General features: G+C 46.0%; 13 protein-coding genes. 1 reads left to right on the forward strand and 12 read right to left on the reverse strand.

Features of this window, described 5'->3' with window-relative positions; translation table 11 throughout:
• Positions 1-5 precede the first annotated feature (5 nt).
• From sda to RG959_RS18400, 8 genes are all read right to left on the reverse strand, one after another.
• Positions 6-146 (reverse strand): sporulation histidine kinase inhibitor Sda, encoded by a 141-nt coding sequence (gene sda, locus RG959_RS18365; RefSeq protein ID WP_342798368.1) that lies wholly within the window; start codon positions 144-146, stop codon positions 6-8.
• Between the two features lie 86 nt (positions 147-232).
• On the reverse strand, positions 233-1,375 hold the full coding sequence (locus RG959_RS18370) for a CapA family protein (RefSeq protein WP_342798369.1): 1,143 nt from the start codon (positions 1,373-1,375) through the stop codon (positions 233-235).
• 65 nt (positions 1,376-1,440) lie between these two features.
• Entirely contained in the window at positions 1,441-1,830 is a 390-nt protein-coding gene (locus RG959_RS18375) for a hypothetical protein (RefSeq protein ID WP_342798370.1), read from the reverse strand.
• Positions 1,827-3,140 carry a PepSY-associated TM helix domain-containing protein gene (locus RG959_RS18380; RefSeq protein WP_342798371.1) on the reverse strand — a complete coding sequence of 438 codons (1,314 nt, stop codon included), beginning with the start codon at positions 3,138-3,140 and terminating at the stop codon, positions 1,827-1,829. Before RG959_RS18380 ends, RG959_RS18375 begins: the two co-directional genes overlap by 4 nt.
• Positions 3,141-3,231: 91 nt before the next feature.
• The gene (locus RG959_RS18385) at positions 3,232-3,639 is read right to left on the reverse strand and encodes a disulfide oxidoreductase (protein ID WP_396120229.1); all 408 of its coding nucleotides are present in this window, start codon (positions 3,637-3,639) and stop codon (positions 3,232-3,234) included.
• Positions 3,629-4,279 (reverse strand): DsbA family protein, encoded by a 651-nt coding sequence (locus RG959_RS18390; protein WP_251269932.1) that lies wholly within the window; start codon positions 4,277-4,279, stop codon positions 3,629-3,631. The genes RG959_RS18385 and RG959_RS18390 overlap by 11 nt, the downstream gene beginning before the upstream one ends.
• A gap of 56 nt (positions 4,280-4,335) precedes the next feature.
• Positions 4,336-5,178, reverse strand: a complete 843-nt coding sequence (locus RG959_RS18395; protein ID WP_342798372.1) for a M56 family metallopeptidase — start codon at positions 5,176-5,178, stop codon at positions 4,336-4,338.
• Between the two features lies 1 nt (position 5,179).
• The gene (locus RG959_RS18400) at positions 5,180-5,593 is read right to left on the reverse strand and encodes a BlaI/MecI/CopY family transcriptional regulator (protein ID WP_309088450.1); all 414 of its coding nucleotides are present in this window, start codon (positions 5,591-5,593) and stop codon (positions 5,180-5,182) included.
• Positions 5,594-5,771: 178 nt separating this feature from the next.
• Here RG959_RS18400 and RG959_RS18405 point away from each other — a divergent pair, with 178 nt between their 5' ends.
• The gene (locus tag RG959_RS18405; RefSeq protein ID WP_342798373.1) at positions 5,772-6,152 is read left to right on the forward strand and encodes a DoxX family protein; all 381 of its coding nucleotides are present in this window, start codon (positions 5,772-5,774) and stop codon (positions 6,150-6,152) included.
• Positions 6,153-6,358: 206 nt separating this feature from the next.
• Here the strand turns inward: RG959_RS18405 and RG959_RS18410 are convergent, their stop codons facing one another.
• From RG959_RS18410 to RG959_RS18425, 4 genes are all read right to left on the reverse strand, one after another.
• On the reverse strand, positions 6,359-7,504 hold the full coding sequence (locus RG959_RS18410; protein WP_342798374.1) for a DUF3238 domain-containing protein: 1,146 nt from the start codon (positions 7,502-7,504) through the stop codon (positions 6,359-6,361).
• A gap of 180 nt (positions 7,505-7,684) precedes the next feature.
• Positions 7,685-7,840: a hypothetical protein gene (locus RG959_RS18415; RefSeq protein ID WP_342798375.1), complete on the reverse strand. Its 156-nt coding sequence runs from the start codon at positions 7,838-7,840 to the stop codon at positions 7,685-7,687.
• A 191-nt stretch (positions 7,841-8,031) separates the two neighbouring features.
• Positions 8,032-8,946, reverse strand: coding sequence for a hypothetical protein (locus tag RG959_RS18420; RefSeq protein ID WP_342798376.1), 915 nt, complete (start codon positions 8,944-8,946; stop codon positions 8,032-8,034).
• Between the two features lie 77 nt (positions 8,947-9,023).
• On the reverse strand, positions 9,024-10,253 hold the full coding sequence (locus tag RG959_RS18425; RefSeq protein ID WP_342798377.1) for a S1C family serine protease: 1,230 nt from the start codon (positions 10,251-10,253) through the stop codon (positions 9,024-9,026).
• Positions 10,254-10,527: the final 274 nt, after the last annotated feature.

A 10,527-nucleotide genomic window follows, 5' to 3' on the forward strand; every position in this document is an offset into this window, starting at 1 on the left:
CTTTTTCAACACACTTTTTCTCTATGTATATCTAACTCTCTGCGCTCAAGCTCTTCTTCGAGCAACAAGAGAAAATCGCGATCCAAATCCAGTTTCACTGCTTTTTTATACGCTTCCACAATAAACTCATCCGTTTGCTCTTTCATTGTTAAACGCTTCCCCCTTTTCTAAAAGAACATATACCTTCCTATGTCCTTCTTCAAACCTTTTTTATCAAAAAAAAAACCGTCCCTTAATTGGACGGCTCATTTTTCATATACTGTACCCAATCGGCTGGCTGAATTTGACCGGATACATCCAGAATCTTTTCCATTACCCGTTCCCGCTCCGCTCCTTGAAGCAGGGTCGGCTGGTAATCATTCCGATCTGTTCGTGAAGAAATGGAAAAAGGCACCACATTGATATCTTTTCCATCTGTCAGCTTTCCATCTTTTACTTCAAACGTCTGCTGGAACACGTACGTGTCTTTATCGGACGGATTGCGATTTCCGCCAAACATGAAGTTACCAAGACTGTAAACAATGAATTTACCGTTGTATTCTTCAATTCCCTGTACCACATGCGGATGATGCCCTACAACAAGGTCAGCCCCGGCATCGACCGCAAATCGCGCCAGTGTCTTCTGCGATTCTTCCGGCACGTAGCTTCTCTCCACTCCCCAATGAAAATGAACGATCACGATCGCCGCGCCCTTTTCCCGCATCTGAGCAATATCCTTTTTCACCTGATCGCGGATCTCCACCGTATCGGCCCAGCCTTCATAGCCGAGCGCACCGACTTTCACACCCTTCACTTCTGTTAAAAAGGAATCTTCATAACCAAAAAAGCCAATGTTCGCTGCTTTTAAATTCGCCTTTGTATCCTCATATCCTTGCTCCAGGTAATCAAAAATATGATTGTTGGCCACATTTACTGCTTCTATACCGGCATTCGTTAAAATCTGCGTATATTCCGGATCTCCTTTAAAGCGGAACTTTTTTTCTGCTTTTTCTGTCGCTTCGGTCAGCGTCGTCTCTAGGTTTACCGTTGTCAAGTCATCGCGCTCGAAAATACCGTTCAGCCCTTTTGTAAAATGAGCTAAGCCATTCCGCTCTGCTTCATCTGGAAATGATCCGGCATATGTAAATGTCTCATCCGTTCCAAGTGTAAAATCTCCTGCTGCACTCACTGTAATCGATACAGGCGTCGTTTCTTTTTGAGAAGCCGTTGTTTCATCCAAAATACCTTTTGGTACTCCTTGTGCCTTTTCTTTCGTCACCATTATATTTAACGCAACAGCTGCGGCAACAGCTAAACATAAGCCGAAAAGCGACACTCTGACCCAGCGTTTCAGCCGGCGGCGCTTTCTTCTTTCCATCCTTCTTTGTTCTGGCATAATGTACCTAATCCCCCTGATCCCTATTTATACCATTATACAACATTTTCGGCCAAAATAGGGGATCAATGGTGGTGCTTCATATCTACGGAAGGCTCGTCCTCCTCAAGATTCGCTTCTACGCCCACCCATATTTTTTTGGTTGGCATAATATGCTGTCCATTCGTTTGAATATCCGCTTTTACAAAATAAATCCCTTTTTCTATAATCCTTTTTTGTGCTGTAAAAACCCCATCTTTTTCTTCCTGCATCAGCAGCGTGTCCCTTTGTCCGCCCTCTGGCCAAAAAGAAACCGATACGTCCGCACCCGGTGATGTGGTAACTTGTATATGGCCGGCTGATACATCAATCGCTGCATCGAGTTTTTCCTCTGTGACATACTGATCCGCTGAATCGGGATCAAGGCTGCAGCCGGACAGTAAAAATAGACTGCCAAAGATGATCCACTTTCTCATGCTGCGAATCCTCCTCTTACCCGCTTTGCGATTTGATCAATGATCAATACAATAAGCATAGATGCGCCCGCAAGTGGAAACAAAATACCAAGCATGATAATCAATGCCCATAATCCTTTTGCCACTCCCGCTGCAGGACGCGCGGGTGCGCCGTGCTTTCGCTTTCGCCATAGAAGCAGTCCGCTTACAATAACAAGTACCATCCCTATACAAACTGCAAGCCCAATCAGCTTGTTGATCATGCCAAACTGCGACCCTTTATGAAGGGTAATGCCGAGCGCAATCGCCTTACCGGCCGGTCCGTAGTCTTTATAACGATAGTCTGCTAGTACTGCGCCGGTATACTGATCAATATGCATCGTCACTTCGTCCTGTGCTTTTGGCGGAAACACAGAAACTGTGTACACACCTGTTTTCTCCTGTGGGATAAATAAGTCATAACCCGGCTTGATGCCCCGTTCGTTTATAATGCGGATCACATCATCAATCGATAGCGAGACGTACGCCGATTGCACAGACTGCGGCACCGGAAGATTTTCCGCCGACCAGCCAACATCCGCTACATCTTCTGTTTTTAAGCTGGAAAGCGGTGCTTCACCCACCCAGATCGATGGCGGATATCCTTCTCCAGAATTGGTTGCCGCATTTTGTACCTGCGTACCCCAAAAACCAGACCACGGCAAGCCGGTCATAATAAGAAAAAACATGCCGGCGGAGATCCAGGCGGCCGGGACTACATGCAAGTCACGGACGAGTGTCCGGCTTCCTTTGGAAAAGCGCGGCAGCACGACGCCCCATATTCTTTCCCTCTTGCGCGGCCACCAGAGATATGCCCCCGTAATGATTAAAATCAGTGCCCAGCACGCGGCCAGCTCCACTAGCCGGTCACCGACTGTGCCTGCCATTAATTCGCCGTGAATTTTTTCAAGCTTGTCCATAATCCGGTCCGTGTCATCGAGCGTTCCCATAATCTGCATCGTGTGCGGATCGACAAACACGGTCATCGCTGTTCCGTCATGATCGGTAATGCCGATTTCTGCTGACCGGTCTGCCGAATCTGCAGGCCGGTAGCGCGTGATGACGGCATGCGGATATTGCTCTTTAACAGCCGAAAACATATGACTGGCCGGCATCGTCTCTGACTGCGGCGTTACATCATATAAGTTTGCATAAAGCGCATGCTCAATTTCTGCTTTAAACAAATAAACTGCACCTGTTATCGCGAGTACAAGCAAAAAAGGTGTAAAAATAAGACCAGCATAAAAATGCCAGCGCCAAATCCATTGGTAATGCCTTCGCGATTGTTCCACTTTCCTGCCCCCTCTTACTCTTTACTTCATGGATTATACAGGTCAGATGTGAACATTGCGTGAAGAATAAATGAAAAAATGCCCGTCTGATTTAAACGGACATTTTACGAAGAACAAGCATAGATATTGTAATGATCGTAAAGGCACACAAACTTAAAAACGGAATGGTAATAAACCCAAGCCAGTTAATATATTCTCCTGAGCAGGGAACGCCGCTTGTACACATTTCAAAATGCTTCATCGCCGGTATCTTTTGCAAAGCATAATGATATCCTGCAATCCCCATTCCGAATATGCTGACCGGCAGAATATAGCGGTACATGCGTGTGTCGCCCCAATAAAACGCCAGGCCGAGGAAAATACAAAGCGGGTACATTAAAATACGCTGATACCAGCACATCGTACAAGGAATAAAACCCATTTGCTCACTGAAAAACAAGCTGCCAAGCGTGGCTGTAATGGCCGTGAGCCAGGCGGCGAGAAGCGGTTTACTCAGCATCAGCCGCTGCCTCATCCACCATTTTAACTAAATCGTCAAACGAATTTCCTTCAAACTTTTTGCCGTTCACGAACAGAGTCGGTGTTCCAGATACCTCAAGCTCTTTTGCCGTTTCGGCGTCTTTTTCCCACGCTGCCATCGAGCCTTCTTTTTCTACGACCGCCATCACTTTTGCCACTTCTTCATCGGTTGCAATCTCCGACAGCGTTTCTTTTAAAAAGTCATTCGTATATAAGTCGACTTTTTCAAATGATAAATCATCCGGCTGTTTTTCATACATAAGATGATGGAACTTCCAGAAGCGGTCATTGCCAAGTGTCTGATAAACTGCTTCAGCAAACTGGGCCGACCGGTTGGAATCTACGTTAATAAATGAGTAATTCATAAAATAAAACTTCGCTTTTCCTGTTTCCACGAGTTGTTCATTGATCAGCGGAAAAAACGATTCATTAAAATCTTTGCACACAGGGCATTTATAATCACCGAATTCTACAATGGAGACCGGTGCCTCTTCTTTGCCTAAAAACGGTTCCTTCTCATAATTAATCTCGGCACTTTTTTCACTTACGTTCGATAAAAAAACGACTCCTGCCATACAAATGGCAAAAAAGCCGACAATCCAAAAAACACCTTTCGCCAAACTTTTCCCTCTCCTTTAAACTGCGATTCGCAGCTTCTCTCTATTCAAACATTTCTTTACAGCAGCACATCAATAAATAACAAGCAAATGCCGGCAAAAACAGACAGCGACCAAAAAGCTGACTGAACCGGTATATGCAGCGGCCGGTCCGCAGCCGGGTTCAGCAGGCGGTGAATCCGCTCGTTTACAGATGTATCGGCAAAAGACACACAGGACAGCGGCATATGAATTTGTCTGCCTGCTTTGATCATTTTAACAAGCGCACTGCCAAGCTCGGCTGCAGAGCCTGTCCGCTCAATCGCATACGCATCAGCCAGCAGTTCTTTATCACGCCGGTACTGCTCCCGTACCCATCCTAAAATAGGCATGTACCATAAAACAGAGGCCGACACCGCCAGCAAAAAAACCTTCAGCGGATCTCGGCTTCGATGATGATAGAGTTCATGATACACGACTGCTTCAAATTCCGAGTCCGTCAGCATGTCCTTTAATCCAGTTGACAGAACAACAACCGGACGAAAAAATCCCATTGTCACTGCCACAGGGGCAGGGTATGAAATCAAGCGGATATCCGCACTGTACCGCTTGGACCATTCGTTTGTCAGTGTACCGATTTCATATGCGCCAAACCACCGTCTCAGACGAGAGGCCAGAAGCCATTGCCTGCTAAGCTTCCAAACGAATAGTATAAGCGTGCTGAACACAAGCGCATCAACGGCGTATTCCAAAAACGTAAAACCGATCCATTTTAACGCGCTATGGCACACAGCGACGAAATTCAGGCGCACATTCCAGCCGGCTAACAGCGAAACAGCATAAAGCCCCATCTGGGATAAAATCGTACCCGAGGCAAGCAGGCTGACGAGAAACAGACTTTTTGATGGGTGTGTAGTCCTCATATTACCGGTCCTTTTTCCATTCTTTTATTTTCTGCTCCAGCTGTGCGACCAAGTCATCATCTGCTTCATCAAGCGCATCAATCATATGGCTGACAACCACGCTCCCGAATTCGTCTACCAGCTCCTGTGTCATTTCTTTTGACTGGGTGTTTACAAACTCTTCCCGCGTAAGAACCGGCTGGTACATAGAAGTCCGTCCTTCTAATCGTTTTGTCAGGATGCCTTTTTCCACGAGACGGTTCATGACCGTCATGACAGTATTGAAATTAGTCGCTTTTTCCTTTTCCAGTTCATGCTGAACGTCCTTGATCGACTTTTCGCCGCCGCACCAAAGCACATCCATAATTTTAGCTTCAAGCGGTCCAAAAAAACGGTTCAAGCCGCGCTCATTAAATTTAAAGGATTGAATTTTCACTTCCTGTCCCCCTCACATTACTCATTGTAGTGTGCAGACAAAGACTTCGTCAAGAATCCGTTGTGTAACATTTTTGAAACAAAATCTTAACAATTATTTCGCTCATTTCATAGTAAACTACAAAGCATAGTGTTATAACACTACCGAATGTAGTGAATAAGAAAAAGGAGGATTTACAATGGAAAAAGGAAACCTTATTTTGAGGCTTGTGCTTGGATTTACGTTTTTTATGCACGGATTAGACAAGTGGAGAGGCGGCATTGACGGCACAGCCGGTTTTTTTGAAAGTGTAGGAATTCCGGGCTTTATGGCGTATGTGGTTGCAGGCATTGAACTTGTTGGAGGTATTCTTTTAATGCTCGGATTGGGTGTGCGCATCCTGTCCATTTTGTTTGCCATCATTTTAATAGGGGCTATTTTTACAGTCAAGCTGTCGGCTGGTTTTTTAGGCGGACTGGAATTGGATATTGTACTGCTGGCGATGTCTGTTCACCTGGCTCTTGCCGGCTCTTCTAAATATGCTCTTGATTCTCGCGTAAAAGTAAAAGCAGCCTCCTAAGGAGTGCTGCTTTCAGGCTGTTGACAAACGCCCGCTTTCGGCGTCACTTGCCAGCTGTGAATGCTCATGACCCCGAAAAGGTCACTCCGCTTCCCAGCCGGCGGCGTTCCTAGAAAGACAGACGTTTTCAATCAGCCTGCTTCCTTACTTTGTCTATACTCTCAAAGCAGCCTCCTAAGGAGTTAAGGAGTGCTGCTTCTTTTTTCTTATATCATATTGGAGTACTGCCAGAACCGGTTAGCTGTCGGCGGAGCCAGGCGCTCAAGCCCGCGGCTCTTAGAACGGTGCAGCGGCTTCCATTCGCCGGCTCCGCTTTTTAAATAAACTTCGTGATGCGGTGCTTCATCATGTTCACCGCTTATCTCCATCAATCCATTTGTATAAAAAGCGGCATGGACCTTATACACAATGTCCGGTGATGGCATTAACGGGTTGCCTACGGAATGATCAAGCAGAAAAGATACCTTTTCCTCGTCGGTCTGTACACTCTTTATGACAATCCCTTCATCTGAAGCCCGGTCCCGTTCAACCAGCTTTTTTTCTACAGTATAGCCTTCAGACGCGCCGACACTTCGTGAAAGTGTAACATTTTTGCCCCTAATTTTCACTTCAGCTCTTGTCCGGTACCGGTCTGCTTCCGGATCAAATGTCCGTCCGTCTCCCGTAAAAAAGCGCATTTTCGATAAAACATTCGGGTTTTCTACCCACTCATCTTCTAAAAAGGTTGTATAACGAAGAACATGGTCACGATCTACAGAGGCCTGCTGTTCTTTTAACGCATCGGCCGGCCGGCCAATATCTTTAAAAAGCAAAAACGTTTCAACAAGCATATCATCTTCATTCTTTTGAACTTTTAACAAATTGATCACTTTGGCAATCGGAGATGACTTTTCCGCCGCTTCTTCATCTCCCGGCTCAAGCGGCCGGACACCTTTAATTTCATATACATATGATTCATCCATCGTTATACGGGTATCATGAAAACCCGGCTCTGTTACGGTTCCGGCATATTCATCGTTACGGTAAATCGCATACTCCTCTACACCGCGAATCGGCTCCCAGGCCATCGCGATTTTTCCTTCTTCTATAACCGTTGTAACAATCAGTTCCTGCAGCGGAATGTCCGCATTTTTGTCCTCACGCTCTACCGCTGTTGCTGTTTGAATCTTCAGCGTGCTGTCTCCTTTAAATAAATAGGAATATGCGGTTCCCGGTTTCAGGCCTGTATCTGTAAACGTCATATCCTGGCCGCTGTAGACCTCTTTGCCGTCTTTTAAAATGCGCACCGGTCCTGCTCCCTCCCAATCCAGAGAAATGCGGTCCGGTGTCTGGCTGATTCGTGTAAGATTCATGATGACGCCACCTTTCTTTCTCCTTCTTTACCCGCCTTTTTACTGTTCAAAAACTTTGCAAAAAAGAAGCTGACTTTATTCAGCTTCTTTTTTTACCGATTTTAATCAGTGCGGCTAATAAAATGAGCACCGGTACTCCGAGCAAAAGCCCGAGGCCCACGGTGTAAAAGCTTTCGACAATCATTGGCGCTCCTCCAGCTTTCTTTCTATTCGGTCCAGCTGCTTTGATCGTCTGCGCCAGGAGCGTATTCCGAGGAAAATCAAACCGGCTGGCACAAAGAGCGTCAGCAGCATAACCATTTGAAATAAAACGTCGGCGATATTTATGTTACTCATATGGCAGCCTTCGATCTTTCTTTTTAGTATATAAGTTTTTTCAAAAACAAAAAAGCCCTGGCTCCCCAGGGCTTTTTTGTTACGCTGTCCAGCTCCGGATGTTTAATCCGCTGCTGGGTTACAAGGGTTGACGGCCGGCCGCTGACTGTCAGCTCTTGATCCAGGCAATGGTCCTAATGTCCAGCTTTTCTTTAATGCAATGGCATTTTGTCAACACCAAGGTCTTCAAGCTGTGTTTCTGCGTCTTCAATCAGGCTTTCTGCTTTTGCTTTTGTTTCATCATCCATCCCTTGCAGCATATCACCGCGTCCTTTGCCGCCATGTCTGCTATGTTCAGGCAGATCTACACCAAGCGCTTCAAGCTGCTCGTCCGCTTGCTCACGTGTTAAATCTCCACTCTTCAGTTTTTCCATAATCGCTTCCGCTTTTGCTTTTGTTTTGTCATCCAAGTCTGCAAATGGATCCGGACGCTCAGGAAGAGTGATACCGAGTGCTTGAAGCTGTTTCTTTGCTTCTGCCTCCGTTAAAGTGCTGTTCTTTTTCTTTTCTAAAATCGCTTCTGCTTTTGCTTTCGTTTCTTCATCTAAGCTTGAGAGAAAGCCGTCCTTGCCGTCACGTTCATTGATTTCAATACCAAGCGCCGTCAGCTGCTCCTCCGCTTCATCATGTGTAATGGTGCCGTTTTCTGCCTGCGCGAGAATATTATCGGCTTTCTTCTTTGTGGATTCATTCAAATCCGCATCTTCTACATCTTGTGCCAGATGACCGATGCCTTTGCCACGCTCTGGCATTTGAACTCCCAGTGCTTCAAGCTGTGTTTTTGCTTCTTCTTCCGTGATCTCACCGGCTTTCTTTTTATCCATAATGGCTTCTGCTTTCGCTTTTGTTTCCTCATCCAAGTTCGCGAACATATCGCCTTTTTCCGGAAGGTTCACACCGATGGCTTCAAGCTTTGTCCGTAAATTACTCATAATGGTGTCTACTTTTGCCTGCGTGCTGCTGTCGAGTGCAGAATTGCTCGCTGCAAACACCGGCAGGCTTGCTGCACCGAGGACACCTAGTGATAGGGCCCCGGTCATCACTACATTAAAAACGCTTTTTTTCATTCACTTTCCTCCTTTAGATTTGGGCTTTTCCAGCCCTGCTCATACTGTAACCAGCCTTGGTGAAAAATCGGTGAAAGTTATTCGCTTTGCGCGGATAACGTCATGGAAATAGTTTGCTCCTTGCCATCGCGATAAATGGTGATGTTAACTTTGTCTCCAATGTTCGCTTTATTGTACAAGTACTTTCGGAATTCTGATGTGCTTGCCACTTTTGTATCATTAATCTTTACAATCACATCTCCGACCTCAAAGCCGGCTTTTGCTGCTGATGACCCCATCTCCACTTGGGAAATTACAGTGCCTTCCGTAACGCTTGTCGGCAAATTCAGCTGGTTTTCTGTAACTTCGCGTGATAACGCACTCACATCTTCCAAGCCTACTCCAAGGTACGGACGGTCCACTTTCCCGTCTTCCATCAATTCTTGAATAACCGGGATGGCATCCTCAGATGGGATGGCAAAACCAAGCCCTTCTACACCTTCTTCCGCAATTTTCATGCTGTTAATGCCGATCACCTGGCCGGCACTATTAATAAGCGCGCCGCCGCTATTTCCCGGGTTGATCGCCGCATCGGTTTGAATGACATTTGCTTCCCATTCACCCGCTGAGGTTGAAACCGGCACAGTTCGGTTGATTCCGCTGACAATCCCTTCCGTAACTGAACTTGATAAATCCAGTCCGAGCGGGTTGCCGATTGCTGCTACCTGCTGACCTAATTTAAGGGCACTTGAATCACCAAAGTCAGCGACTTCAGTAACATGGTCACTGGAAATTTTCAAGACAGCAAGATCCGTCAGTGCATCTGTTCCAACTACCTCTGCATCAATCCGCTCTCCTCCTGCCAGCGCCACTTCCACCGTGTCGGCTCCCTCCACGACATGGTTATTCGTCACAACGTAGCTGACATCTTTCCCTTTTTGGAAAATAACTCCCGAGCCTGTTCCAGCTTCTGTTTCCTCAGTATCTTCACCTGTAGCAGCCATGGACTGACTGCCAAAAGGATTAAATTGCTCCTGCTGCTGCAAATTCACGACACCGACAACCGCTTCATTCATTGAATCAATGGCGGACATTAAGTTATTTTCCGAAGAGGAAGCCGTTGATGCCGGCTGTACAGTGATTTCATTTGCTGTATTTGACGACTTTGTTTCAGTCGCTGTTGTATTGGTATCAAGCAGAGCCGGTGCCATATAAAACATCATTGTGCCGCCGGCCAAAACACCCGTAAATGAAGCGGCCGCCATTTTCACGAAACCGCCCTTTCCTTTTTTCTCTGGCTGTGGTGTATAACGTTCTTCTGTCTCCATGTTTATCTGCTCCTTTTGCGTAATTGATTTACTGAATTGACTTTATTGTAGAAAAGAAAAGTGAAAAGACGGTGAAAATGCAGAAAAAGTATTTTTTATTTTATTTTGGTTGATGGTCTTTCCCACCGCTCACCCAAAACCGGCTTGGCTGTTCTTACACAGGCGGCGGTGAACAATAAAAAAGCTGTTTCCCTATTATGATCTGACCCAATAAAGTTAGACAAAAAAGTTTAGGCAGCTTCCAAGACCTGAGTCCGGTATTCTATTGGACTTA

It is taken from the genome of Domibacillus sp. 8LH (assembly GCF_038806185.1).
GTDB lineage: Bacteria > Bacillota > Bacilli > Bacillales > Domibacillaceae > Domibacillus > Domibacillus indicus_A.

Excerpts from the sequence above, each read along its gene's own strand:
- sda (WP_342798368.1), bottom strand. The coding sequence starts at position 146 with ATGAAAGAGCAAACGGATGAGTTTATTGTGGAAGCGTATAAAAAAGCA.
- RG959_RS18370 (WP_342798369.1), bottom strand. The coding sequence starts at position 1,375 with ATGCCAGAACAAAGAAGGATGGAAAGAAGAAAGCGCCGCCGGCTGAAA.
- RG959_RS18375 (WP_342798370.1), bottom strand. The coding sequence starts at position 1,830 with ATGAGAAAGTGGATCATCTTTGGCAGTCTATTTTTACTGTCCGGCTGC.
- RG959_RS18385 (WP_396120229.1), bottom strand. The coding sequence starts at position 3,639 with ATGCTGAGTAAACCGCTTCTCGCCGCCTGGCTCACGGCCATTACAGCC.
- RG959_RS18395 (WP_342798372.1), bottom strand. The coding sequence starts at position 5,178 with ATGAGGACTACACACCCATCAAAAAGTCTGTTTCTCGTCAGCCTGCTT.
- RG959_RS18405 (WP_342798373.1), top strand. The coding sequence starts at position 5,772 with ATGGAAAAAGGAAACCTTATTTTGAGGCTTGTGCTTGGATTTACGTTT.
- RG959_RS18410 (WP_342798374.1), bottom strand. The coding sequence starts at position 7,504 with ATGAATCTTACACGAATCAGCCAGACACCGGACCGCATTTCTCTGGAT.
- RG959_RS18415 (WP_342798375.1), bottom strand. The coding sequence starts at position 7,840 with ATGAGTAACATAAATATCGCCGACGTTTTATTTCAAATGGTTATGCTG.
- RG959_RS18420 (WP_342798376.1), bottom strand. The coding sequence starts at position 8,946 with ATGAAAAAAAGCGTTTTTAATGTAGTGATGACCGGGGCCCTATCACTA.
- RG959_RS18425 (WP_342798377.1), bottom strand. The coding sequence starts at position 10,253 with ATGGAGACAGAAGAACGTTATACACCACAGCCAGAGAAAAAAGGAAAG.